A 24,121-nucleotide genomic window follows, 5' to 3' on the forward strand; every position below is an offset into this window, starting at 1 on the left:
GGCCCGTCAGGCCGCCCGGCCGAAGCGCTCGGCCCTGCGTTCGTCCCGCTCGCGTCGGCGCGCCTCGGCGCGCTGCTCCCGGGCCTCCTTGCGCAGCTGCGCGGAGCGCAGGCGCTCCTCGGTCATCGCGCGGGCGGTGGCGTTGAGCAGTTCGGGGTTCATGCTGTGCTCCTCGAAGCGGTGTGTCGTGCCGGTGTCCCTCACCGACGACTCCACGATCCCGCTGAGAACCCCGCCCCCACATCGGGAGAACACCCAGTCCCGAGCACCGTCCCGGGCGGCGGGGCAGGCCCCGTCTAAGACATCCGGGCCCGGACCGGGCGCCCGGCGGCCCCGGCCTAAGACGTCCCGCCCCGGTCCTGAGACCTCTCCCGCGATCTCCGGGGACAGGGCTCAGACCAGGCCCAGGTCGCGGGCGCGGGCGCCGGCCGCGGCCCGGTTGGGGGCGCCGAGCTTGGCGAGGATGTTGGAGACGTGCACGCTGGCCGTCTTGGGGGAGATGAACAGCTCCGCGGCGATCTGCGCGTTGGTGCCCCCGGCGGCCAGCAGCCGCAGGACCTCGGCCTCGCGCGGGGTCAGCCCGGCGGGCGCGGCCCGGTCCGGGGCGGTGAACCCGGCCCGGCGGCCCAGGTCGGCGGCCTCCCGCGCCAGGGGCTCGGCCCCGCTCGCGGCGGCGGCCGGGCTCACCGGCTCCCACCAGGCGCGGGCCCGCTCCGGGTCGCGCACGGCCAGGGCGGCGCGTGCGGCGCGCAGGCGGGCCGCGGCCAGGTTCAGCACCAGCGGGGTGGCCTCCCAGGCGGCCACCGCCGCCGCCCACCGCTCCAGGACCTCCCGCGGGTCGGCGGTCCCCTCGGCCAGCCGGGCCGCGGTCGAGGCCCGGAACGCCTCCTGAACCGGGCCGTGCACGGGCATCTCCAGGAGTTCCTCCACCCGGGTGCGCGCGGGGTCGCCGGGCCCTGCGCCGGAGCGGCGCACCGCTTCGGCGGCCAGCTCGGTGATCACCCACCCGTACCCGGCCGACCCGGCGAACCCGGGGCGCTCCAGGACCTGCACGGCGTAGGCGCGGGCGGTCTCGGCGTCGCCCTCGGCCAGGAGGAGGTCCAGCCAGGCGGAGGCCGCCTGCTGGGCCTGGTCCACGCGCTCCAGGCTCAGCACGGAGGCGCGGTCGAGCGAGGCGATGCCCGTCTTCCCCAGCTCCCCCCGGGCCGTCCCGGAGCGGGCGGCCTCCAGGTCGCCCTGGGCGATGGCGGCCCGGGACGCCGGGACCAGGAGGAACACCCGGTGTGTGGGGGAGGGGCTGTGGCCCAGCGCCCGGACGGCGATGGCGCGCGCCCCGGCCAGGTCCCCCATCTCGTAGTGGAGCTCGGCGAGGTTCTGCGAGGTGAAGCCGCCGTGCACCCATCCGGAGCCCCTGTGGCCGGGGGCCGCCAGGAAGTCCTCCAGGAGTTCCAGGGCGCGGGTGTGGTGCCCCTGTTCGCGCAGGTAGTGGGAGAGGTTGTTGACGCCTCGGGCCTCCATCATCGGGTCGCCGATGCGGCGGCTCAGCTCGATGGACCGCTTCAGGTAGGGGCGGCCCCGGCCCTCCTCCCCCTGGGCCATGAGGACCGAGCCCAGGGTGACCAGGGCGGCGGCCAGGGCGCTGTCGTCGCCGACCCGCTCGGCCGCGGTGATGGCCTCCGTCGCCAGCTCCTCGGCGGAGCGGTCCAGCGGACCGCGGCCGTCGGCGCGGACCATGGTCTCGCGGGCCAGGATCGACAGCATGCGCGCGTACCCGGGCATGTGCGGCGGGTGCAGCCGCAGCGCCTCGGCCAGGTCGTCCTCGGCGCCCGGGTCCACACACTGGCTGCGGGCCTGCCCGCGGCGGCGCAGCAGCAGCGCCCGCAGCTCCAGCCCGGCGTCGTCCGCGGGCTCCTCGGGGACCGCGGCCAGGGCCTCGTCGCACAGCTCCCACGCCATGCGGGGGTGTCCGCCCTCCAGGGCGGACAGGGCGGCCTCGGCCAGCACCGCGGGGCGTTCGCGCCCGCCCAGCAGCGCGGCGGCGTCGGGCACCCGGTCCCACAGCTCCAGGACGCGGCGGAGCATCGCCAGCCGCTCCCCGTGGGCCAGGGTCTCCCCGGCGCGCTCGGCCGCGGCCCAGGCGGCGGTCACCGCGCGCGGCAGGTCGTGGGCGGCCTGGAAGTGGTGGGCCAGCTCGGCGGCGCGGCGCTCGGGCGGGACCGTCCCCGGGTGGTCCCCGACGATGCGGGCCAGCAGCAGGTGCAGCCGGGTGCGGGTGCCGGGCAGCAGGGACTCGTGGACGGCCTCGCGCAGCAGCGCGTGCCGGAACCGGTAGCCGTCGCCGTCCACGTGCAGCAGCCGGGCGTCGATCAGGGTGTGCAGGGCGATCTCCAGGTCCCGGTCGCCCAGGTCGGAGGCGTGGCGCAGTGCCTCGTGGGAGACGGTGCCGGAGACCGCGCCGACGGCCGACAGGCGCAGCACGGACAGCGCGGCGTCGTCCAGCCGGTCCACGGGGGCCAGCAGCAGGTCGCGGAAGGCGTCGGGCACGCCGCTGGGCCGGAGCGGGGAGGCGGCCAGGGCCTCCACGTACAGCGGGATGCCGTCGCTGCGCCGGTACAGGTCGTCGAGTTCGGCGGGCGCGGGGGAGCGGCCGGTGAGGGCGCGCACGTGCTCGTCCACCTCGGCGCGGGTGAGCGGCTCCAGCTCCAGCCGGGTCACCGAGGGCAGGCGCTCCAGCTCGGGGAGCAGGCGGCGCAGGGGGTGGGTGCGGTGCAGGTCGTCGCTGCGGTAGGTGGCGACGATCTGCACGCCGGGCGGATCGAGGTTGCGGATGAGGTAGACGAGCAGGTCGCGGCTGGCGCTGTCGGCCCAGTGCAGGTCCTCCAGAACCAGGGTCAGGCCCTCCTCGCCCGCGACGGTCCGCAGCAGGTGCAGGACCAGACCGAACAGCAGGCCCCGGTCCCGGTGCCCGCCCTCGGGGACCGGTCCCAGCTCGGGGAGCAGGCGGGCGAGCTCGCCCGCCCGCCCCCCGGCGGCGAAGGGCTCCGGTCCGCGTTCGCGCAGGAGCTGGCGCAGGGCGGCGGTGAAGGGCGCGTAGGCCAGGCCGTCCACGCCCAGCTCCAGGCAGCCGCCGACCAGCACGGTCCCCGGCCGCCGCGTCCGGGCGAACTCGGCGACCAGCCGGGACTTGCCGATCCCGGCGTCCCCGCCCAGCAGCAGCGCCCCGGAGCGCTCGGTGCGGCAGAGGTCGGCGTGCTCGGTGAGCGCCGCCAGCGGGGCGGCCCGGCCGACGAGCACCGGAGCGGTTCCAGGGAGTAGGGGCATGGGCGCCATTATCCCCAACGGCGCCGTGTCCGGGGCGCCCCGCGGGGGCCGGGCGGCGGCGGGCTCAGGCGGCACGGGCGTAGGCCCGGGGGCCGTCGTCGCGGCGGGGCCACCAGCGGCGGCGGGCGCGGCGTTCGGCGCGGGCCTTCCGGCGCGCCGCGGCGCGGTGCCCCAGGCGGCGGACGTCCTCCTCGGTCAGGGGCGGATGGTGGGCCAGGAACAGGGCTTCGTGGTACACGTTCTCCTCCTCGCGGCGGGGCCGGGTGCCCCGCCCTCCTTCCTCACTCCACGATCGGTCTGAGGAGGCGGGGCGCGCATCGGGAGAAATCCCCGTTCGGGGTGGAGTATCGGGGTCTTAGGGGGTCTTAGACGCCCGTGGCGCCTTGTCCGGGTCCGGGACCCCCGGGCACCCGGTCCGGGACCCCGGACCGGCGTGTCACACATGGTGATCCCGCATGCGCGCATAGTTGTCTTGGGTGGTGTCGTGACCGCACGGACGGAAGGCGCGGATGATGGACGGGATCGGGGGCGGCCTGCGCGGCCGCCGACTGGCGGCCGGGGCGGCCGCCCTGATGGGCGCCGGCCTGGTGGTGTCGGCGCCTGCGGCGCTCGCCGACGCGGGCGGGGACGTGCGCACCGCTCCGTCGGCCGAGGAGTCCCCGGAGGCCTTCGTCGGGCTGTCCCTGGCGGTGGAGGGGGAGGCGCCGCTGCCCGGGCACGAGGCGGTGCTGCGGGCGACGGTGGCCAACGGCGACTCCGGCGAGGCGGTGAGCGGCGCGCAGCTCGCCCAGCACGTCCCCGACGACCTGGAGGTCCTGGAGGTGGGCGCCGGCGGGGTGCTGGAGGACGGCATCGTCAACTGGCGGGTGGACGTGCCCGCCGGGGGCGAGCGGGACTACACGGTCCGGGTCCGGGTTGCCGAGGACGTCCAGGGGGCGGAGCGGCTGATGAGCACGGCCTGCCTGCTGCTGGACCGGAACGCCGACCCGACGGCGTGCGCCAGCGACACGGTCGTGGTGGCCTCTCCGACGGTGCTGTCGCGGGTGACGGAGACGGTGGACGGCGCGCTGTTGGCGCGGGTGGCGGGGGCGGCATTGCTGGTGGGGCTGGGGTGGCTGGTGTGGCGGCGCCGGGTGGCGTGAAGTCCACCCGATCGTTACGTCAGGGTGTCAGGAAAAATCCCACCAGTACTACACGCGGTAGTAGTCTAGGGCCATGGCAATCCTCTACTCCGCGCTCGTCTTCCTTCACATGATCGGCCTCGCGGGCATCATCGCGGGCTTCCTCATGCAGCTCATGACCGACAACCCCAAGTCGACCAAGGTCCTGCTGCACAGCTCCCTGCTCCAGCTCGTCACCGGCCTGCTCCTGGTGGGCGTGGCCGAGATGGGCGACCTGGGCGACCTGAACCACATCAAGATCGGCGTCAAGCTGCTCATCGCACTGGCCGTCGTGGTGGTGGGCGTGCTCAACCTGCGCAAGCCCGCCAAGAACCTGGCGATCATCGCCGGCGTGCTCGCCATCGTCAACATCGGCGTCGCCGTCTTCTGGGGATAGGACCCCGCCGGTCCCCGACCGGCGTCGGCGCGGAGCCCGTGAACCGCGCCGGCGCCGGTTTTTCTTTACCCGTGGCGCAAGATCTTGCGCGAGCGCCACCGGTGATCCGACGTGGCGGAACGCGATCGCCGCCGGTCCCGACCGCTGGAGGGGACCGCGTCCCATTTCGACGCGCGGGTAGCGCTCTATTCACAAAGCCGTAACGGGCCGGTAGTGTGCTCGGCATCACGCAATTTCTTGCATTTCACGCAAGAGGATGCGCGACCCCCCGCAAGCGACACTGGAGCGCCGATGCACCGACGCACCCCCCTGAAAGCGGCCGCCGCCGCGGCCCTGCTCCTCCTCCCCCTGACCGCCCTCCCCGCGTCCGCGGCACCCCTGCCGGCCCCGGCGGAGGCCGCGGCCGCCCGGACCACTCCCGACGACGAGGCCCTCGTCCAGCTCTTCCAGTGGAACTGGGACTCCGTCGCCGCCGAGTGCGAGGACTTCCTCGGACCCAACGGCTTCTCCGGGGTCCAGGTGTCCCCGCCCCAGGAGCACGTCGTCATCCCCTTCGCGGAAGGCGGCAACCACCCCTGGTGGCAGGACTACCAGCCCGTCTCCTACCGGCTCGACAACACCCGGCGCGGCACCGCCGAGGAGTTCGCCGCCATGGTCCGGACCTGCCGCGACAACGGCGTGCGCGTCTACGTCGACGCCGTGGTCAACCACATGACCGGCGACGGCGACGGCGTCGGCAGCGCGGGCACCTCCTGGGCCAAGTACGACCACCCCGACCTCTTCGGCGACGGCACCGCCTCCTACGGGTACGACGACTTCGGTCCCTGCTACGAGGAGATCGCGAACTGGAACGACAAGGAGGAGGTCCAGAACTGCCAGCTGGTGGGCCTGGCCGACCTCGACACCGCCGACCCGCGGGTGCGCGACCACATCAAGCGCTACCTCAACGGCCTCGTCGACCTGGGTGTGGGCGGCTTCCGCGTGGACGCCGCCAAGCACGTCCCCGAAGCGCACATCGCCGACATCTTCGGGAACCTGAACACGGTGCCCGGGTTCGGCGGCACCCCCCGCGTCTTCTACGAGGTCTACGGCGACGCCACCGTCCCCTACACCGCCTACGCCCCCTACGGCGAGGTCACCAACTTCGACTACCAGCGCGACGTGGCCGGGAAGTTCAAGGACGGGAACATCGCCGGGCTGGCGCACATGCCGGACTACGGCGGGCTGACCTCGGAGCAGGCCACCGTCTTCATCGACAACCACGACACCCAGCGCTACCACCCGACCCTCACCTACAAGGACGGGGACCGCTACCACCTGGCGGCCGCGTTCATGCTGGCCCACCCCTACGGCACCCCCGTGGTGACCTCCGGGTACGACTTCGGCGACAACGTCACCGAGGGCCCGCCCAGCACCGGGTACGCCGAGGGCAACCCGGCGGGCTGGATCACCGAGGACACCGACTGCTCCACCGGCGCATGGGTCTGCTCCCACCGCCACCCCACCGTCGCGGGCATGGCCGCCTTCCGCGCCTCCGCCGGCGACACCGCGCTGGTCCAGCGCGCCACCGACGGGAACGGACGCCTCGCCTTCGACCGCGGGGCGCGCGGCTTCGCCGCCTTCAACGCCACCGGCGACACCTGGCGGCTGACCTCCGACACCTCCCTGCCCGACGGCACCTACGACAACGCCGCGGGCGGCGGCACCGCCACCGTCTCCGGCGGCCGCGTCACCGTCGAGGTGCCCGCGAACGGGGCCGTGGCCCTGCACGTCGACGGCGAGTGCGAGGACGACTGCGGCGGCCCCGACCCGGGCACCGGGGACACCCTGCGGGCGGTCGTCCACACCGTCTGGGGACAGGAGGTGTACGTGGTGGGATCCACTCCCGGGCTCGGGTCCTGGGACCCCTCCCGGGGCGTGAAGCTGTCCACCGACGCCGCCGCCTACCCCACCTGGTCCGGCACGGTCGACATCGGAGCCGGCACCGAATGGAAGCTCGTCAAGGTCGACGGCTCCGGCAACGTGGAATGGGAGACGGGGTCCAACCGGGTCGGCCCCGCCGCCACCGTCACCTGGAACCACCGGTGACCGCCTGACCGGACCCGCCCCGAACGGCGCCCCCGTGCCTCACTCCTCCGGCACGGGGGCGCCCGCGTTCCGCTCGGAGGCGTCGGAGACCGGGTGCGGGCAGGGCTCTCCCGGCTCCACCGCCAGCTCGTAGTGCCACAGCTCGTTGGCGTAGGTCTGGCACAGCCCGTACTCGTGCCCGAACCGGGAGAACCAGTCCGCGGCGTTGGTGTACCCGATGTCCACCGCGTCCCCGCTGACGTGGGTGGACTCCTCGGGCGAGGCCACCCACCGGCCCGCCTCCTCCTCGCCGCCGTGCTCGCGCAGCGCCTCCTCCCACAGGTGCTCCTGGTAGCGCTCGCTGCGCCAGCCGCCGGTCACGATCACCACGTCGATCCCCGCGTCCAGGGCGTCCGCCGCGGCCTCCCGGACCGCCGCCAGCAGCTCAGGGTCCAGGTTGGCCAGCGCCGGGACGTCGGCGTCGACCTCCAACCCCTCGCCCACCGGCACGAACCCGTCCTCCTCGGTCAGCGGCTCGGAGCCGAACGACAGCCGGCCTGTCGCGGCGCCCCCGCCGCCGGCCTCCTGGGACGCGCAGCCCCCCGACACCAGCACGGCCGCCACGGCCGCGGTCACCGCCCAGCGGCGCACTGCGTTCAACGAACTCCCCCTCGTCCGGAGCCGGGCCCGGTGCCCGGCCTGCGGGGGCCACACCATCAAGGGGGGAGTTGCGTCCGTGTTGAGTGTTCGCGCAACACTTGCGCAACCCAACACTTCCGCAACAGGCGCGCTCCTAGACTCGGGGCCGAGCGGGCCCGGGGAGCCCGCCGGGAAGAGGGGGCGGAACCGTATGCGCGTACTGGTCGTCGAGGACGAGCCCTACATGGCCGAGGCCCTCCAGGCGGGCCTGCGGCAGGAGGCCATCGCCGCCGACATCGCCCTGGACGGGGACCAGGCGCTGGAACGCGTCGCCGTCAACGACTACGACGCGGTCGTCCTGGACCGGGACATCCCCGGCGTGCACGGCGACGAGGTGTGCGCCGTCCTGGTCCGCGACCACCCCGGCACCCGGATCCTCATGCTCACCGCCGCCGGACGGCTGCGCGACAAGGTCGACGGGTTCTCCCTGGGCGCCGACGACTACCTCACCAAGCCGTTCGCCCTGGAGGAACTGGTGGTGCGCCTGCGCGCCCTGGCCCGGCGCCCGACCACCGCCGTCGACCCGGTGCTGCGGGTCGGCGACCTGCGCCTGGACCCCTACCGGCGGGAGGCCCACCGGGGGGCCCGCCCGCTGCGGCTGCCCCGCAAGCAGTTCGCCGTCCTCGAACTGCTCATGCGCGCCGACGGGGCCGTGGTCACCGCCGAGACCCTGCTGGAGAAGGTGTGGGACGAGCACGCCGACCCCTTCACCAGCGCGCCCCGGGTCGCGGTCTCCCACCTGCGCAAGGCCCTGGGCGCCCCCGACCCCGTCGTCACCGTCCCCGGTGTCGGCTACCGCCTGGTCGACCCCGGGCGGGAGCGGTGAACCGGGCCCCGCTGCGGCGGCCGGGACTGCCGGTCAGCGCCCGCCTGCGCCTCACCCTGGGGTACGCCGCCTTCCTGGTCGTGTCCGGGATGGCGGTCCTGGCCGGGGTGTACATCGTCGTCCGCTACATCCCCGACTACCCGCTGACCACCTCCGACCCCAGCGTGACCCACGTCAACATCACCTCCCGGGGGCAGATCGTGGACGCCCTGGTGGACGTGTCCCTGGGGGTACTGCTCGCGCTGGCCGCCATCGGCCTGACCGGGGGCTGGTTCCTGGCGGGGTGGGTGCTCAGGCCCCTGCACCGCATCGACGCCGCGGTCCGCACCGTCGCCGCCGGCAGGCTGGACCACCGCATCCGCCTGACCGGTCCCGACGACGAGTTCCGGCGGCTGGCGGACGCCTTCGACCACATGCTCGACCGGCTCCAGGACGCCTTCGCCGTGCAGGAGCGGTTCGCCGCCAACGCCTCCCACGAACTGCGCACCCCGCTGGCGATCACCGCCACCATGCTCGACGTGGCCCGCCGCGAACCCGGGCACGACCCGGTCTTCGACCGGCTGACCGAGGTCAACGCCCGCGCGGTCGGCATCACCGAGGCGCTGCTGCGGCTGGCCGACGTGGACGCCGTCACCGCGGCCGCCGAACCCCTGGACCTGGCCGACCCGGTCCGCCGCGCCGTCGCCGAGGCCCGGGAGGAGGCCGGGCGGCGCGGCGTCGACCTGCGCCTGGACGCCGCGCCCGCACCGGTGACCGGGGACGCCGAGCTGCTGCTGCGGCTGGCCGACAACCTCGTGCGCAACGCCCTGCGCCACAACGTGGAGGACGGCACCGCCACCGTCTCCGTCGGCCGCGCCCCGGACGGGTCCGCCGTGCTGCGCACCGGGAACACCGGCCCCGTGCTGGCCCCGGAGACCGTCGCCCGGCTCACCGAGCCGTTCCTGCGCGGCGAGGGCCGCACCCGGCGCGGCGGCGAGGGCTACGGGCTGGGCCTGGCCCTGGTCTCCCGGGTCGTGGCCGTCCACGGCGGGACCCTGGACCTCGCCCCCCGCCCCGGCGGAGGCCTCACCGTCACCGTCACCCTTCCCGGCCGGTAACTAGGCCGTGCTCTTTCGAACCTCCGCCGCGCTTCGGACCGCCGGGCGCCTCGCGAACCCCGGCACAGGAGAGCGTTCGAGAACAGGCCCTAGTCGTCGTAGAAGACGCGCTCCATCACGGCCCGCGCCCGGCGGGTCGTGCGCAGGTACGCCTCCGTCAGCTGCTCGGCGGGCCCCGCCCACAGGCCCTCCTCGTCCTGGGCGCTGCGGCAGCCCATGGCGGTGGCCAGCGCCGCCCGCACCCGCAGATCGGTGGGGAGCGAGTCGCCGCCCCGGCCGCGCACCAGCATCACCATGCCGCGCACCCGCGAGGCCAGCCGCCAGGCCTGCTCCAGGACGGCGCCGTCGTCGGCGGTCAGGAAGCCGTGGGCGACCGCCGCCCCCAGCGCCTCCAGGGTGCCGGTGGTGCGCAGGTCCGGGTAATCGTGGGCATGGCGCAGCTGGGTCAGCTGGGCCACCCACTCCACGTCCGACAGCCCGCCCCGGCCCAGCTTGGTGTGCAGGGTCGGGTCGGCGCCGCGCGGCAGCCGCTCGGCCTCCATGCGCGCCTTGAGCTTGCGGATCTCCAGCACCGACGCGGAGTCGATCCCGCCCGCCGGATAGCGGATCGGGTCGATGAGCGCGGTGAACGCGGCCCGCAGCTCCGGGTCGCCGGCCACCGGCCGGGCCCGCAGCAGCGCCTGGCTCTCCCACACCTGCGACCAGCGGCCGTAGTAGGCGGCGTAGGAGTCCAGGGTGCGCACCACCGGGCCGCTCCTGCCCTCGGGCCGCAGGTCGGTGTCGACCTTCAGCGGCGGCTCGGCCGCGGGCATCTCCAGCAGCCGCGCCAGCTCCCGGACGACCGCCATCGCCTGCCGGGTGGCCGCGGTGGTGTCCACGCCGGGCAGCGGGGCGTGCACGTACATGACGTCGGCGTCGCTGGCGTAGGTCAGCTCACCGCCCCCGAACCGGCCCATCGCGACCACGCACACCCGGGTCAGCTCCTCGCCGTCGGCCTCCAGCACCCGGGCGGTGGCCACCCGCAGGGCGGCGTCGATGGTCACCGCGGAGATGTCGGTGAGGGCCGCGCCCACCTCCCGGACGTCGGAGACCTCCAACAGGTCGGCGGCGGCGGTGCGCAGCAGCTCGCGGCGGCGCAGCGCCCGCACCGCCGACACCGACTCCTCGGCGGTGGCGTAGCGGCGCAGCGCCGCGTCGGCCTCGGCGGCCAGCGACCCGGGGTCGCGGCGCACCAGGTCGGCGTCGTCGGCGAGCACCTTGATCGCGTCGGGGGCGCGCAGCAGCAGGTCGGTGACGTAGCGGCTGGTGCCCAGCAGCCACGCCATGCGCTCGGCGACCCGGACGTCGTCGCGCAGCAGCCTCAGGTACCACGGGGTGGTGCCCAGCGAGTCGCTGACCTGGCGGAACCCCAGCAGCCCCGCGTCGGGGTCGGGGGCGTCGGAGAACCAGCCCAGCATCACCGGGAGCAGGGTGCGCTGTATGGCCGCGCGCCGGGACACGCCCGAGGTCAGCGACTCCAGGTGGCGCAGCGCCCCGGCCGGGTCGGCGAACCCCAGCGCCTCCAGCCGGTCGCGGGCCTGCTCGGGGGACAGGCGCACCTCCCCGCCGGGCAGCTTGGCGACGGCGTTCAGCAGCGGCCGGTAGAACAGCTTCTCGTGCAGGCGCCGCACCTCGGCGGCGACCTTGCGGCGGGCCTCGGTCAGCTCCCGCACCGGGTCGGCGACGAAGCCCAGGGCCCGGCCCAGCCGCCGCAGCTCCGCCTGCCCGTCGGCGGTCGCGCCGTCGGGCATCAGGTGGGTGCGGCGCAGCCGCTCCAGCTGCAGCAGGTGCTCCAGCCGGCGCAGGAACCGGTAGGCGTCGGCGAGCCCGGCGGCGTCCTGGCGGCCCACGTACCCGTGCTCGGACAGGGCGGCCAGCGCCACCAGGGTGGTGCCCGACCGCAGCCGGTCGTCGGCCCGGCCGTGGACCAACTGGAGCAGCTGCACGGAGAACTCGATGTCGCGCAGCCCGCCCGGGCCCAGCTTGAGCTCCCGGTCGGCCTGCCCGGCGGGGATGTGCTCCAGCACCCGGCGGCGCATCGCCTGCACGTCCTCGACGAAGTCCTTGCGCGCGGACGCCTGCCACACCATGGGCGTGATGACGTCCATGTAGGCGCGGCCCAGCTCCGCGTCCCCGGCGATCGGCCGCGCCTTGAGCAGGGCCTGGAACTCCCAGGTCTTGGCCCAGCGCTCGTAGTAGGCGCGGTGCCCCGACAGCGGGCGCACCAGCGGGCCGTTCCTGCCCTCCGGGCGCAGCGCCGGGTCCACCTCCCACAGGGTGCCCTCGGCGTCGGTCTCGACGGGCACCCGCATCATGGCGGTGGCCAGCCGGGTCGCCGAACGCATCGCCGCCTGCTCGTCCGCCGGCTCCCCGTCCCCGGGGTCCCCGGCGGGCTCGGCCACGAACACCACGTCCACGTCGCTGACGTAGTTGAGCTCGCGGCCCCCGCACTTGCCCATGCCGATGACGGCCAGGCGGCAGCGGGCGGCGTCCTCGGGGTGCTCGGCGCGGGCCACCGCCAGCGCGCCGTCCAGCAGGGCGGCGGCCAGGTCGGCCAGCTCGGCGGCCACCGCGTCCACGGTGACCAGCCCCGTCAGGTCGCGGCCGGCCAGCCGCAGCACCCGGCGCCGGTAGGCGACGCGCAGCACGTGGCGCAGCTCGGCGGCGGAACGGGTGCCGGAGAGGTCGGCGGCCGGGGCGGGGGAGTGGGGGTCGGCGCCCACGGTGTGCAGCAGCCCCCGGCGCAGCTCCTCCGGCTCGGGGGTGCGGGCGGCGTCGGCGCCGCGCAGCTCCCGCCAGTCGCCGGGGTGGCGCACCAGGTGGTCGGTGAGGGCGCCGCCGGTGCCCAGCACCCGGCACAGCCGCTCCCGCAGGTCGGAGTCCTCGCGCAGGGCGTCGCGCAGGACGTCCGGGTCGGGGTCGCTCTCCAGGACCCGGATGAGCCCCAGCAGGGCTTGGTCGGGATCGGGGGCCGCCGCCAGGGAGTCGATCACGGCCGTGTCGGCGGAGGAGTCCAGCCCCGCCCCCGTCAGCAGCCGCAGGGCCCGCGGGCTGTCACTGAAGCCGCGCCGTGCGAGCGAGCCTGCCGTCATGGTGTCTGTTCCGTCCCTTGCCACGCGTCAACGGTAGCCGCACGGCCCCGGGACGGCCGCACGGTGAGGGCCGGAACACCTCCACGCGCCCCCGTCGCCGGGTTCGCCCGGGGATGGTCCGGAACCGGGTCGGGGCCGGTATCCGAACGGATACCGGCCCCGGGCGGGGAGGCGTGCCCGCGCGGGCGCGCCTCCCCGGGGAGCTGCGCTACGGCCTAGATGTCGTAGTAGAGCTCGAACTCGCGCGGGTGGGGGCGCAGGCGCAGGGAGTCGATCTCCTCGGTGCGCTTGAAGTCCACGTAGGTCTCCAGGAGGTCCTTCGTGAACACGCCGCCCTCCAGGAGGAACTCGTGGTCCTCCTCGACCGCGTTGAGCGCGTCGTCCAGCGAGGCCGGGACCGTCTTGATGGCCTTGGCCTCGGCCGGGGGCAGCTCGTAGAGGTCCTTGTCCACGGGCTCCGGCGGCTCGATCTTGTTCTTGATGCCGTCGATGCCGGCCATGAGCATGGCGGAGAAGGCCAGGTACGGGTTGGCCGACGGGTCCGGCACGCGGAACTCGATGCGCTTGGCCTTGGGGTTGGAGCCGGTCAGCGGCAGGCGGATGCACGCGGAGCGGTTGCGCTGGCTGTAGACCAGGTTGATCGGGGCCTCGTAGCCGGGCACCAGGCGGTGGTAGGAGTTCACCGTCGGGTTGGTGAAGGCGAGCAGCGCCGGGGCGTGCTTGAGCAGGCCGCCGATGTAGTAGCGGGCCGTGTCGGACAGCTGGCCGTAGCCGGACTCGTCGAAGAACAGCGGCTCGCCGTCCTTCCACAGGCTCTGGTGGCAGTGCATGCCGGAGCCGTTGTCGCCGAACAGCGGCTTGGGCATGAAGGTCGCCGTCTTGCCCGCGTTGTTGGCGACGTTCTTGACGATGTACTTGTACAGCTGCACGCGGTCGGCCTGCTGGAGCAGCGTGCCGAACTTGATGCCGATCTCGGCCTGGCCGGCGGTGCCGACCTCGTGGTGCTGGAGCTCGACCTCGATGCCCGCCTCGATGAGGGTGCGGACCATGTCCGAGCGCAGGTCGCTGTAGTGGTCGACCGGCTCGACGGGGAAGTAGCCGCCCTTGTAGCGGGGACGGTAGCCGCGGTTGCCGCCCTCGAGGGCCGAACCGGTGTTCCAGGCGCCCTCGATGGAGTCGATCTCGTAGAAGCCGGTGTTGGACCGGGTCTCGAACTTGACGTCGTCGAAGATGTAGAACTCGGCCTCGGGGCCGAAGAAGGCGGTGTCGGCGACACCGGAGCCGCGCAGGAACGCCTCGGCCTTGCGGGCGACGTTGCGCGGGTCGCGGCTGTACGACTCCAGGGTGAGGGGGTCGTGGACGAAGAACGTCATGTTCAGCGTCTTGTACTTGCGGAACGGGTCCAGCACGCCGGTGCTCAGGTCGGGGAGCAGCAGCATGTCGGACTCGTGGATGGCCTGGAAACCGCGGATCGACGAGCCGTCGAACATCTGACCGTCGGTGAACGTCGAGGCGTCGACGTTCTCGGTCGGGAGGGTAACGTGGTTCACGCCTCCGAACAGGTCCGTGAAACGGACGTCGAGGAACTTGACGTCCTCGTCCCGGATGAAAGCGAGCACCTCGTCGACGCTGCTGAACAAAACGAACCTCCGTGCAGGTGGCTGAGACGACCGGATCCGCGGGCCGCCCCATCGCGGACGCGGCGGATCGACGCGGTGTCTCCCGGCTTCGCTGACGAAGCTAGGAGCGCGGGATTTCCATGCCGTGTCTCCATTGTTTCCTGCATGTTACGGACTCCGGTGTTTTCGCAGACCATACCGCCTGACCCGGTGATTCCTGTGTGTACAGGGCGAAAACGGAACGCCGGGAGGCCCGGATGTGGTCCGTGCCACGGCGCCGCCGGGCCCGGGGCGGCCCCGTGCGGGCGACCCGGGACGAGGCCGCGCGCGACGGTGGATACCGTGGAGGCATGAGCGAGGACAGGGCCGTGACCGAGGACGACTTCCGCTACCGCGGCAACCGGCTGGGCCTGCCCGAACACGGACCCGACTCGGTGCCCGGCGTGGGCCGCCGCCTGGCCGGCCTGCTGCTGGACTGGCTGCTCGCGCTGCTCATCTCCGCCGGGCTGTACTCGGCCGGGGCCATCGGCGCGGGGGTCGCCGACGAGCAGCAGGCCACCACCCTGGTCAGCAACACCGCCCTCGTGGTGTTCGCCGCCATGAACATCGTGCTGCTCAGCCTGTTCGGCACCTCGGTCGGCCGCCGCCTGGTCGGCGTGCGGATCAAGGCCACCGGCGAGCGCTCCTGGCCGTGGTTCGCCTCCATGGCCGTGCGCACCCTCCTGCTGTGCCTGGTCATCCCGGCCGTCATCTACGACCGCGACACCCGCGGCCTGCACGACCGCGCCGCGGGCACCGTGGCCGTCCGCATCTGAGCACCCGGGCCCCGGCCCGGATGACGACGGGATCAACAGGCCCTCCGGTGCTGTTAGCATCCGATTCTCGGTCACACCGTCCCGGGACTGTGTGATCCCCTCATCGGACGCCCGGCGTCCCCTCCCTCCCGGGTCTCACCGCACCCCTCGAAGGTTCGCCATGGCTGGAAAACGCTCCGCCCCACGCCCCGCCGGCTTCCTGGACGCCGTGCGCCTGTCCACGGGGCAGTGGGTCGCCTGCGCGGTCACCGCGCTGTCGATCGTGGGGAGCCTGGGCGGCTACCTCTGGTACCAGGGCATCGCCAACAACATCACGACCGCCCAGGTCGACACCGACGAGTGGGACCGGCCCACCAGCGTCGAGGGCGTCATGAACCTCCTGGTCATCGGGTCGGACGTGCGCTCGGGGGAGAACGCGAACTACGGCGAGGCCGAGGGCGAGCGCCCCGACATGATGCTCATCGCCAGCATCAACGTCGACCGCGGCGCCGTCACCATGGTCAACCTGCCCCGCGACCTGGTCGTGGACCTGCCCGGCTGCGAGGCGGTCGAGGGCTACGAGGGGATGGCCCCGCAGAGCGGCATGATCAACTCGGCGATGACCTTCGGCGGCGTGGGTTGTCAGTGGAACGCCGTCGAGCAGGTCACCGGGGTCCACCTGGACCACTTCGTCATGATGGACTTCACCGGGTTCAAGGACATGGTCGACGCCGTCGGCGGCGTGCAGATGTGCATCCCCGCCCCGATCGACGACCCCAAGGCCCACCTGACCCTGGAGGCCGGGGAACAGACCCTGGACGGCGAGCAGTCGCTGGGGTACGTGCGCTCCCGCTACGGCCAGGGCGACGGCAGCGACCTGTCCCGCATCGAGCGCCAGCAGCAGTTCATGGGCGCCATGCTGCGCCAGGTCCTCAGCAGCGAGGTGATGACCAGCCCCCTGGCCATCACCAACTTCCTCAACGCGGTCACCGAATCGGTCACCGCCGACGACGGTTTCACCGTCGACACGATGACCGACATCGCGATCTCCATGCGCGAGGTGGACCTGAACAGGATCCAGTTCGTCACCGTGCCCAACGGCCAGCACCCGGCCGACCCCAACCGCCTGGCGCTGAGCCAGCCCGCCGCCTCCGAGCTCTTCACGGCCATCAACTCCGGCGCCGACCTCTCCGGGGGCGCGGAGGAGGAAGAGGACGAGGGCGAGGGGGACGAGGGGGCCGACGACGCCGAGAGCGGCCCGACCCCGGCCGACATCTCCCTGGACGTGCTCAACGGCACCGGGATCGAGGGCCTGGCCGGCCAGGTCGCCGAGCGGCTGACCACCGACGGGTACACGGTGAACGCCACCGGCAACCCCCAGGTCCGCGTCCCCGCGGTCACCACCGTCTACTACGCGCCCGGCCAGGAGGCCGCCGCCGAGCTGCTGGCGGGGTCGCTGGAGACCGCGGTCACCGAGGAGGCCGCCGGGCTCACCGGCACCCTCGAACTGGTCCTCGGCCCGGACTGGACCGGGTTCAAGGGCGACGAGGAGGAGGCCGCGCCGGAGATCTCGGTCACCGAGGACCTGGGCGGGATCACCGCGGAGGAGAAGCCCGAGAGCGCCTGCTGATCCCCAGGGGGGACATTCCGGTCGAAGGGGTTCGTTACCCTTACTTGACCGAAACCCGGCCTTCGGCGTACCGTGCGGTAGCGTTCGGCCGTGATCCCGTCGTGACCCCCGGGCCCGCCCGGGAGAACGGCCTCCCCCTTCCCTTGTCCCTGAACGGATCGCAGGTGCCCTCTTGGCTCCCAGACACGTGTCCAGAACGGCGAAGTCCACGGCGAAGGCGTGGATGTCCCCGGGTCAGTGGGCGGCCTGCGGGCTGACGGGCGTCGTCATCGCGGCCAGCCTGGTCGGCTACGCGGGCTACCGCGACGCCCTGGCGGTGCAGACCGAGGACATCAACACCGACGCCTGGGGCGACCGCCCGGCGCAGGTGGACGGGATCCACAACATCCTGCTGCTGGCCACCGACGAGCGGGCCGGGGAGGACGCCGAGTACAGCGTCGCCAACGGGATCCGCCCGGACGTCCTGGTGCTGGTCAACATCGACGTCGACAAGGGCGGGGTGACCATGGTCAACATGCCCCGCGACCTCATGGTCACCATGCCGGGCTGCGACCCCGTCGAGGACAAGCCCGGCATCACCGCCGGGACGGTGGACCAGCTCAACCACGCCATGTTCTACGGCGGGATGGACTGCCAGGGCAAGACCATCGAGAACATCACCGGCGTCCACCTGGAGCACATGGTCCTCGTCGACTTCGCCGGGTTCCAGGCCATCGTCGACTCCATCGGCGGGATCGACATGTGCATCCCCGAGCCGCTCCAGGACCCCAAGGCCAAGCTCGACCTGCCCGCCGGGGAGCAGACCCTGGACGGCACCCAGGCGCTCGCCCTGGCCCGCTCCCGGGACACCACGGAGAACGGCAGCGACCTGGACCGGATCAAGCGCCAGCAGCAGATGATCGGCGCGATCCTGCGCAAGGTCACCACCGGCGAGGTCATGACCAGCCCCGCCACCCTCTACGACTTCTTCGGCTCGGTCACCGACAGCATGACCACCGACAGCGAGTTCAGCGTCGACGAGATGGCCGAGCTCGCCATCGCCATGCGCGGGGTGGACCTGGGGCGGATGAACATGGTGACGGTCCCGGTCGAGGACTACAACGACGCCAAGGTCCAGCTAATGGAGCCCCAGGCGTCCGAGCTGTTCGCGGCGGTCGCCGCGGGCGAGGCGACCAGGCCCGAGGAGGAGAAGCCGGAGGAGGCGGCCGAGGAGGCCCCCGAGGAGTCCGTCTCGCCCTCCGACGTCTCGGTGTACATCGTCAACAACCAGGGCACCCAGGGGCTGGCCGGACAGGTGGAGCCGCTGCTGACCGGGCTGGGCTTCACCGTCACCGGCTCGGGCAACCCCACCACCCGGGCCCCGCAGCAGACCACGGTCTACCACGCCCCGGGCGAGCAGGCGCAGGCGCAGGCCGTGGCCGACGCGCTGGTCAGCGGGGCGCAGATCGAGGAGGCCGCGGACCTGTCCGGCTCGGTCGAGCTGGTCATGGGCACCGACTGGCAGGGCGTCGCCCTGGAGGGCGCCGAGGGCGGCGGCGAGTCCGGCGGGGAGTCCGCGGACGACCCGCTGGCGGGTCTGAGCGGCACCTCCGCCGACCAGTCCGTCGACTGCGGCTAGGCCCGCACACCACGCACACAGGGCCCCGGGAGCGCCGAACGCGCCCCGGGGCCCTCGCCGTTCCATCCGTTCGGCACACCGGGGCTTATCGTTTATCGTTAATATCGAAAAACGATAAGGAGGGAAGGCATGTCGAAGAGGACCCCCTTTCGGTGGAGCCGTGCCGACGGTTTCGTGGCTCGGTTCATCCTCGTCATGGCCATCGGCGTCACTCTGTTCACGACCGTGTTCGCCCTGGTGTGGATCACACCGCTGCTGCCCGCCGACGGCTCCGTGCCCGCGAACACCATCACGGTCCCGTCCCCCGACGGCGCCCCGGAGTCGGCGCCCCCCGCGGTCCCGGCCGGGCCCGAGTACGGGATCGAGTCGGAGCAGGGCATGGTGATCACGTTCCACGACCCCACGACGGTGCAGCGGCTGCTGCTGGTCCTGCCCGGCCTGCTGGCCCAGGCGGCCGCCCTCCTGGTGATGGTCAACCTGCTGCGCATCGTCCGGAGCCTGGACCTCGGCGATCCCTTCGTCCCCGCCAACGCCCTCCGGCTGCGCGTCATCGCCCTGACCGTCCTGGCCGGAACGCTGCTGGTCCCGGCCGCGGAGAAGGTCGGGGAAGGGCTCCTGCGCGGCCAGGCCCTGGGCGTCGACGGCTTCGAGATCTCCTACGTTCTCATCGGGGAGGGCGGGATCTCCTTCACGATGGTCTTCGTGTCCCTGCTCCTACTGGGGCTGGCCGAGGTGTTCCGGCGCGGCACACGGATGCGCGACGACGTGCGGGGACTGGTCTGATGCCGCCGGAGGAGGACGAGGGCGCGGACATCGTCGTCCGCTTGGACGAGGTGCTCGCCGCGCGCGGGATCACCCTCACCGAACTGGCCGCCCGGGTCGGGATCACCGTGGTCAACCTGTCGGTGCTCAAGAACGGCCGGGCCCGGGCCATCCGGTTCAGCACGCTGGCGGCCCTGTGCCGGGAGCTGGACTGCCGCCCCGGCGACCTCATCGACTACGCGCCCGCAGCGGACCGGTCCTGAACGATGGGAAGGGGGCGCGCACCGGACGGATCCGGTGCGCGCCCCCTCGTCGCGTGGCGAAAGGCGCCGGGGCGGTCAGCCGCCGCTCTGGCCGCGCAGGCCCCGGGGCATCTTGGCGTTCTTGGGCATCGGGCCCTTGGGCATCTGCATCTTGGCGGGCAGCGCGCGCAGCCGGTAGTTGAGCTGCGTGACGTCCTTCTTGTCCAGGGTGCGCGGCAGCCTGACCAGCGTGCGCTGGAGCTTGGCCAGCGGGACCTGGTCCTCGCCGTTGCCCACCTTGTAGTCGTAGATGGGGGTGTCCAGGGCCACCCGGGACACGCGCTTCTTCTCCGAGGCGATGAGCGACTTCAGGCGGTGCGGGTCGCCCTCGCCGACCAGGATGACGCCGGGGCGGCCCACCACCCGGTGCACCACGTCCTGCTGGCGGTTGGCGTTGACCGCGAACTCGGTCGTCCAGTTGCCGCGCATGTTGTCCAGGATCGCCGCGCCGGCGCCGATCTGGCCGTCGAGGATCTGGTACTGCACGCGCTGGGCCGAACGGGTGAAGATGATGAAACCGGTCAGCAGCGCGATCGGCAGGCCGGTCAGCGGCCACAGGATCCAGGAACCGGTCCAGATGCCGATGGCGACGAACACCGCGAGGATGAGGACCGCGACGCCGGCGGCCAGCGGGATACTGCGCGGGCTCTGGCGGTGGACGACCTTGGCGACCATGCCGATCTGCTTGAGCCGGCCGGGCTCCTTCTTGTCCTTGCCCTGGGCGGGTGCTGTGCTCTCGGAACCCTTTTTCGCCATCGTGCTCTCAGGCAGCGGGCGCCGACGGACCGTCGGCGGGGACGGAGATCCCGAAGCTGCCTTGCCTCCTTCTACCTACGCGGTCGACTCGTGCGGCGCCCTTCGGCGCCACCTGCCGGGGCGCCCTGTCGGACCCCCAGGATATGCGGCGGGACCCGGGTGCGCGGAACGGTGGCCCGGAGGCCACCGTTCCAGCTTGGTCACGACTCGGGCGGAAAGCCCGTTATGTACTACTTGGTCAGGGCGGCGGCCTCGGCGTCACGCTTCTCGCGCGCCTGCTGGTAGAGGCGTCCGGCCCGGTAGGACGAACGCACCAGCGGCCCCGACATGACACCGGCGAAGCCGATCTCCTCGGCCTCCTCGCCCAGCTCCACGAACTCCTGCGGCTTCACCCAGCGGTCGATCGGGTGGTGCAGCTTGGAGGGGCGCAGGTACTGGGTGATGGTCAGCAGGTCGCAGCCGGCCTCGTGCAGGTCGCGCATGGCCTCGCTGATCTCCTCCCGGGTCTCGCCCATGCCCAGGATGAGGTTCGACTTGGTGACCAGGCCGTCCTCGCGGGCCTTGGTGATGACCTCCAGGGAGCGCTCGTAGCGGAAGCCCGGGCGGATGCGCTTGAAGATGCGCGGCACCGTCTCCACGTTGTGCGCCAGCACCTCGGGGCGGGACCCGAAGACCTCGGCCAGCTGGTCGGGGTCGGCGTTGAAGTCCGGGATGAGCAGCTCGACGCCGGTGTCCGGGTTCAGCTCGTGGATCTTGCGCACCGTCTCGGCGTAGAGCCAGGCGCCGCCGTCCTCCAGGTCGTCGCGGGCGACACCGGTGATGGTGGCGTAGCGCAGCCCCATCGTCTTGACCGAGTTGGCGACCTTGGTCGGCTCCATGCGGTCCAGCGCGGTGGGCTTGCCCGTGGCGATCTGGCAGAAGTCGCAGCGGCGGGTGCACTGGTCGCCGCCGATGAGGAAGGTGGCCTCGCGGTCCTCCCAGCACTCGTAGATGTTGGGGCAGCCCGCCTCCTGGCACACCGTGTGCAGGCCCTCGGTCTTGACCAGTGAGCGCAGCTCGGAGTACTCCGGCCCCATGTGCGCCTTGATCTTGATCCACGGCGGCTTCTTCTCGATGGGGGTCTCGCTGTTGCGCGCCTCGACGCGCAGCAGGCGGCGGCCCTCAGGAGCGATGGTCAACGTGAACCCGTTCCCTTCTGTGCCCCGCGGACCCGGACGCCCTGGTGAGGGCGGGGCCGTGCGGGGGCCGGCTCATGGTGTGGTGTGTCATCCCCGGGCGGCGACGGGCTCGGACAGCAGTCCGGGGCCGTCGATGTGGCTGTACTGGTGCGCGCCCAGGACGTCCGCCAGGTGGCGCTCCATCAGCGGTCGCACCTCGGCGACCGGGACGTCGCGCCCGGTTTCGGCGGTGAGCGAGGTGACCCCGGCGTCGGAGATGCCGCAGGGGACGATCCGGTCGAACCACGACATGTCATTGTTGCAGTTCAGGGCGAGCCCGTGCATGCCGACCCCGCGGGCGATGCGGCAGCCGATCGCCGCGATCTTGCGTTCGATGAGCCCGCGGTCGGGGTCGGCGTCCAGCCACACCCCCGTGCGCCCCTCCACACGCCTGCCGACGAGGCCGTACTCCGCGATGGTGCGGATGATGGCCTCCTCCAGCATGCGGACGTAGGCGATCACGTCGATGGGGTCCGGGAGCCGCACGATGGGGTACACCGTGAGCTGCCCGGGGCCGTGCCAGGTGATCTTGCCCCCCCGGTCGATGTCCACGACCGGCGCTCCGGGGTCTGTGATGGGACGATCCGACCTCCCGGTGCGCTTGCCCGCCGTGTACACGGGTTCGTGCTCCAGGAGGAGGACGGTGTCGGCCACCTCGTCGGCGACGCGGCGCTCGTGGAGCCGCTTCTGCAGGTCCCAGCCCTGATGGTAGGGGACGGGGGTGGCGCCGAGCCATGCGTAAACGAGATCACTCACACATTCACTCTACGCCCCGGCGGAAGGCAGCGGTCGGGCCAGGATGTCGGATAGCGCACTGTCGATGGTGGGAAGTGTGAAGGAATAACCTTCCTTGATCAGGCGTTCGGGCCGCCCCCGCAGATCGAGCAGGGCCGTCTCCTCCGCGTAGTCCCCCAGGGTGGCGCGCAGCGCCGTCGCCGGGACCCGCAGCACCGCCGGGCGGTCCAGGGCGCGGGCCAGGGCCTCGGTGAAGGCGGCGTTGCTCACCGGCTCGGGCGCGCACAGGTTGACCGGCCCGGTGACGTCGGGCCGCTCCAGCAGGAACCGGATCGCCCCGATGGCGTCGCGCATCGCGATCCACGTCATGTACTGGGCCCCCGAGCCGATCCGGCCGCCCAGCCCCGCCCGGTACAGCGGCAGCACCGAGCGCAGGTAGCCGCCGGAGCGGTCCAGCACCACCGCCATCCGCAGGTGCGCGGTGGAGATCCCGGCCCCGGCGGCCTCGGCGGCCGCCGCCTCCCAGTCGCGGCACACCTGCGCCAGGAAGCCGGTGCCCGCCGGGTCGGCCTCGGTCACTACCCGGCCCCCGGTGTCGCCGTAGAACTGCATGCCGGAGGCGGCCAGCAGCCGCGGGGGAGGGGCGTCCATACCGGTCAGCGCCCGCGTCAGGGTGCGGGTGCCGCGCACCCGGGCCCGCCGGATCGCCTCCCGCCGCCCCCGGGGCCACGGCGCATGGCTCAGCGGCGCCCCCGCCAGGTGCACCACCGCGTCGGCGCCGTGCAGCGCAACGGTGTCCACCCGCCCCTGTTCGGGACGCCACTCGGCCTCCTCCAACCGCGACCGGTAGACCGGCCGGGGCGCGTGCCGCACCATCCGCACGACCCGGTGCCCGTCGGCGAGGAGCGCCTCGACCAGCACCGCCCCGACGAGTCCCGAACTGCCCGTGATCGCCACTTTCATGCTCAGGTGTCTACCCGGCGCGGGAGCGAGTACCGGGGCCGGGGTGCCCTTGTGGGGGCCGCCCCGATTTTTTCCCGGGGATTTTCGCCAAAGTCCTGCGCGCGGGGCCCCGGGTCTTCTACTTTGAACGTGGGACATGGAACTCCGCGTCAACGCGGGGCTACCGTGGGCGACGCGCTGTCGGGCTGGCTGTCGCGTCCACCCAACAGACCTTTGATGATGGGGATCATCAGGGGATGGTGATTGGTGGGGTAGAAAGACGGGGCGGCACCGCGAGGTGCCGCCCCGTCCACCGTTCCCGGCCCGTGCTCTCGCGCCCGGCGGGCTCAGGCCGGGTAGGGCCGGTGTCGGCGCGCCTCGCGCAGGGCCAGGGCCCACCAGGACAGCTCGTCCAGCAGGAGCTTCGCCGCGGCGTCGGCGCCCGCCATCTCCGGGCCGGGGAGCCCGTCCGGGCCGAAGAGCGCGCCCGCGTTGTGCAGGCTCACCGTGTCGCGGATCGTCGCCACGTGCAACTCGGAGAAGACCGTGCGCAGCTGCTCGATCGCGCGCAGGCCGCCGGACATCCCGCCGTAGGAGACGAACCCCGCGGCCTTGCCGAACCACTCCCGGCGGGCCGAGTCGATCGCGCTCTTGAGCGGGCCCGGATAGCCGTGGTTGTACTCGGGGGTGACCACCACGTACCCGTCGGCGGCCGCCACCCGGGGGCCGAAGTCCGCCAGCGGGGCGCCGTGCCCGTGACCGTACCGCTCGTCGGCGGGCAGGTCGGCCACGTCCAGGACGTCGACGTCCAGGTCCGGTCGGCCCAGGGCCAGGTCCACGAACCAGCGGGAGACCGCCGGCCCCGTGCGTCCGTTCCGGTTCGAGCCCAGGATCACCGCGATCCGCAGGTTGTCCATGTGTCAGGTCCTTGTGCCGTGCTGGTCGGTGCACCAACGCTAAAACCTCAACCGCTGTAGAGGTCAAGCGGATGTGAACTTTCACGCCGGAGGGCCGGGCACCGTGCGGTGCCCGGCCCTCCGGGGCGGAT

Annotated in this window: 21 protein-coding genes; 10 read left to right on the top strand and 11 right to left on the bottom strand. The window is 73.1% G+C overall.

Annotation, left to right across the window (positions count from 1 at the left end):
* Positions 1-6: 6 nt before the first annotated feature.
* The 3 genes from K1J57_RS18695 to K1J57_RS18705 all read right to left on the bottom strand — a co-directional run bounded on the left by K1J57_RS18695 (position 7) and on the right by K1J57_RS18705 (position 3,559).
* Positions 7-162 carry a hypothetical protein gene (locus K1J57_RS18695; protein WP_220559850.1) on the bottom strand — a complete coding sequence of 52 codons (156 nt, stop codon included), beginning with the start codon at positions 160-162 and terminating at the stop codon, positions 7-9.
* A gap of 231 nt (positions 163-393) precedes the next feature.
* Positions 394-3,321, bottom strand: coding sequence for an AAA family ATPase (locus K1J57_RS18700; protein ID WP_338151205.1), 2,928 nt, complete (start codon positions 3,319-3,321; stop codon positions 394-396).
* Positions 3,322-3,385: 64 nt separating this feature from the next.
* A complete protein-coding gene (locus K1J57_RS18705; protein WP_220559852.1) occupies positions 3,386-3,559 on the bottom strand; it encodes a hypothetical protein in 174 nt (57 codons plus the stop codon).
* A 271-nt stretch (positions 3,560-3,830) separates the two neighbouring features.
* Here K1J57_RS18705 and K1J57_RS18710 point away from each other — a divergent pair, with 271 nt between their 5' ends.
* From K1J57_RS18710 to K1J57_RS18720, 3 genes are all read left to right on the top strand, one after another.
* Positions 3,831-4,463, top strand: a complete 633-nt coding sequence (locus K1J57_RS18710; RefSeq protein WP_220559853.1) for a hypothetical protein — start codon at positions 3,831-3,833, stop codon at positions 4,461-4,463.
* Positions 4,464-4,536: 73 nt separating this feature from the next.
* On the top strand, positions 4,537-4,878 hold the full coding sequence (locus K1J57_RS18715) for a hypothetical protein (RefSeq protein ID WP_220559854.1): 342 nt from the start codon (positions 4,537-4,539) through the stop codon (positions 4,876-4,878).
* Between the two features lie 291 nt (positions 4,879-5,169).
* The gene (locus K1J57_RS18720; protein WP_220559855.1) at positions 5,170-6,966 is read left to right on the top strand and encodes a carbohydrate-binding module family 20 domain-containing protein; all 1,797 of its coding nucleotides are present in this window, start codon (positions 5,170-5,172) and stop codon (positions 6,964-6,966) included.
* Between the two features lie 39 nt (positions 6,967-7,005).
* On the opposite strand, the gene K1J57_RS18725 is transcribed toward K1J57_RS18720, so the two are convergent.
* On the bottom strand, positions 7,006-7,596 hold the full coding sequence (locus K1J57_RS18725) for a M15 family metallopeptidase (protein WP_338151219.1): 591 nt from the start codon (positions 7,594-7,596) through the stop codon (positions 7,006-7,008).
* Positions 7,597-7,795: 199 nt separating this feature from the next.
* On the opposite strand from K1J57_RS18725, the gene K1J57_RS18730 reads away from it, so the two are divergent.
* Positions 7,796-8,470, top strand: a complete 675-nt coding sequence (locus tag K1J57_RS18730; RefSeq protein ID WP_220559856.1) for a response regulator transcription factor — start codon at positions 7,796-7,798, stop codon at positions 8,468-8,470.
* Entirely contained in the window at positions 8,467-9,567 is a 1,101-nt protein-coding gene (locus K1J57_RS18735) for a HAMP domain-containing sensor histidine kinase (protein ID WP_220559858.1), read from the top strand. The genes K1J57_RS18730 and K1J57_RS18735 overlap by 4 nt, the downstream gene beginning before the upstream one ends.
* A gap of 89 nt (positions 9,568-9,656) precedes the next feature.
* On the opposite strand, the gene K1J57_RS18740 is transcribed toward K1J57_RS18735, so the two are convergent.
* Both K1J57_RS18740 and glnA read right to left on the bottom strand, forming a co-directional pair.
* The gene (locus K1J57_RS18740) at positions 9,657-12,698 is read right to left on the bottom strand and encodes a bifunctional [glutamine synthetase] adenylyltransferase/[glutamine synthetase]-adenylyl-L-tyrosine phosphorylase (RefSeq protein ID WP_220559859.1); all 3,042 of its coding nucleotides are present in this window, start codon (positions 12,696-12,698) and stop codon (positions 9,657-9,659) included.
* 215 nt (positions 12,699-12,913) lie between these two features.
* The gene (gene glnA, locus K1J57_RS18745; protein ID WP_220559860.1) at positions 12,914-14,338 is read right to left on the bottom strand and encodes a type I glutamate--ammonia ligase; all 1,425 of its coding nucleotides are present in this window, start codon (positions 14,336-14,338) and stop codon (positions 12,914-12,916) included.
* Between the two features lie 329 nt (positions 14,339-14,667).
* Here glnA and K1J57_RS18750 point away from each other — a divergent pair, with 329 nt between their 5' ends.
* From K1J57_RS18750 to K1J57_RS18770, 5 genes are all read left to right on the top strand, one after another.
* Positions 14,668-15,132 (top strand): RDD family protein, encoded by a 465-nt coding sequence (locus K1J57_RS18750; protein WP_220559861.1) that lies wholly within the window; start codon positions 14,668-14,670, stop codon positions 15,130-15,132.
* Between the two features lie 160 nt (positions 15,133-15,292).
* Positions 15,293-16,741 (top strand): LCP family protein, encoded by a 1,449-nt coding sequence (locus tag K1J57_RS18755; RefSeq protein ID WP_220559862.1) that lies wholly within the window; start codon positions 15,293-15,295, stop codon positions 16,739-16,741.
* A 223-nt stretch (positions 16,742-16,964) separates the two neighbouring features.
* A complete protein-coding gene (locus K1J57_RS18760) occupies positions 16,965-18,359 on the top strand; it encodes an LCP family protein (RefSeq protein ID WP_220559863.1) in 1,395 nt (464 codons plus the stop codon).
* A 129-nt stretch (positions 18,360-18,488) separates the two neighbouring features.
* On the top strand, positions 18,489-19,142 hold the full coding sequence (locus K1J57_RS18765; protein WP_220559864.1) for a DUF2975 domain-containing protein: 654 nt from the start codon (positions 18,489-18,491) through the stop codon (positions 19,140-19,142).
* Complete coding sequence (locus tag K1J57_RS18770; RefSeq protein ID WP_220559865.1) at positions 19,142-19,384, top strand: helix-turn-helix transcriptional regulator; 243 nt, start codon at positions 19,142-19,144, stop codon at positions 19,382-19,384. Before K1J57_RS18765 ends, K1J57_RS18770 begins: the two co-directional genes overlap by 1 nt.
* Before the next feature lie 75 nt (positions 19,385-19,459).
* Here the strand turns inward: K1J57_RS18770 and K1J57_RS18775 are convergent, their stop codons facing one another.
* From K1J57_RS18775 to K1J57_RS18795, 5 genes are all read right to left on the bottom strand, one after another.
* Positions 19,460-20,179, bottom strand: a complete 720-nt coding sequence (locus K1J57_RS18775; protein WP_220559866.1) for a DUF4191 domain-containing protein — start codon at positions 20,177-20,179, stop codon at positions 19,460-19,462.
* 230 nt (positions 20,180-20,409) lie between these two features.
* Complete coding sequence (gene lipA / locus K1J57_RS18780) at positions 20,410-21,357, bottom strand: lipoyl synthase (protein ID WP_220559868.1); 948 nt, start codon at positions 21,355-21,357, stop codon at positions 20,410-20,412.
* Between the two features lie 87 nt (positions 21,358-21,444).
* Positions 21,445-22,152, bottom strand: coding sequence for a lipoyl(octanoyl) transferase LipB (lipB, locus tag K1J57_RS18785; RefSeq protein ID WP_220559869.1), 708 nt, complete (start codon positions 22,150-22,152; stop codon positions 21,445-21,447).
* A gap of 9 nt (positions 22,153-22,161) precedes the next feature.
* Complete coding sequence (locus K1J57_RS18790; RefSeq protein ID WP_220559870.1) at positions 22,162-23,094, bottom strand: TIGR01777 family oxidoreductase; 933 nt, start codon at positions 23,092-23,094, stop codon at positions 22,162-22,164.
* Between the two features lie 326 nt (positions 23,095-23,420).
* Entirely contained in the window at positions 23,421-23,990 is a 570-nt protein-coding gene (locus tag K1J57_RS18795) for an NADPH-dependent FMN reductase (RefSeq protein WP_220559871.1), read from the bottom strand.
* Positions 23,991-24,121: the final 131 nt, after the last annotated feature.

It is taken from the genome of Nocardiopsis sp. MT53 (assembly GCF_019598965.1).
Classification (GTDB): Bacteria; Actinomycetota; Actinomycetes; order Streptosporangiales; family Streptosporangiaceae; genus Nocardiopsis; species Nocardiopsis changdeensis.

Coding starts and splice junctions, on each gene's coding strand:
- K1J57_RS18695 (WP_220559850.1), bottom strand. CDS start 162: ATGAACCCCGAACTGCTCAACGCCACCGCCCGCGCGATGACCGAGGAG.
- K1J57_RS18700 (WP_338151205.1), bottom strand. CDS start 3,321: ATGCCCCTACTCCCTGGAACCGCTCCGGTGCTCGTCGGCCGGGCCGCC.
- K1J57_RS18710 (WP_220559853.1), top strand. CDS start 3,831: ATGATGGACGGGATCGGGGGCGGCCTGCGCGGCCGCCGACTGGCGGCC.
- K1J57_RS18715 (WP_220559854.1), top strand. CDS start 4,537: ATGGCAATCCTCTACTCCGCGCTCGTCTTCCTTCACATGATCGGCCTC.
- K1J57_RS18720 (WP_220559855.1), top strand. CDS start 5,170: ATGCACCGACGCACCCCCCTGAAAGCGGCCGCCGCCGCGGCCCTGCTC.
- K1J57_RS18730 (WP_220559856.1), top strand. CDS start 7,796: ATGCGCGTACTGGTCGTCGAGGACGAGCCCTACATGGCCGAGGCCCTC.
- K1J57_RS18740 (WP_220559859.1), bottom strand. CDS start 12,698: ATGACGGCAGGCTCGCTCGCACGGCGCGGCTTCAGTGACAGCCCGCGG.
- K1J57_RS18750 (WP_220559861.1), top strand. CDS start 14,668: ATGAGCGAGGACAGGGCCGTGACCGAGGACGACTTCCGCTACCGCGGC.
- K1J57_RS18755 (WP_220559862.1), top strand. CDS start 15,293: ATGGCTGGAAAACGCTCCGCCCCACGCCCCGCCGGCTTCCTGGACGCC.
- K1J57_RS18760 (WP_220559863.1), top strand. CDS start 16,965: ATGTCCCCGGGTCAGTGGGCGGCCTGCGGGCTGACGGGCGTCGTCATC.
- K1J57_RS18765 (WP_220559864.1), top strand. CDS start 18,489: ATGTCGAAGAGGACCCCCTTTCGGTGGAGCCGTGCCGACGGTTTCGTG.
- K1J57_RS18770 (WP_220559865.1), top strand. CDS start 19,142: ATGCCGCCGGAGGAGGACGAGGGCGCGGACATCGTCGTCCGCTTGGAC.
- K1J57_RS18775 (WP_220559866.1), bottom strand. CDS start 20,179: ATGGCGAAAAAGGGTTCCGAGAGCACAGCACCCGCCCAGGGCAAGGAC.
- K1J57_RS18790 (WP_220559870.1), bottom strand. CDS start 23,094: ATGAAAGTGGCGATCACGGGCAGTTCGGGACTCGTCGGGGCGGTGCTG.
- K1J57_RS18795 (WP_220559871.1), bottom strand. CDS start 23,990: ATGGACAACCTGCGGATCGCGGTGATCCTGGGCTCGAACCGGAACGGA.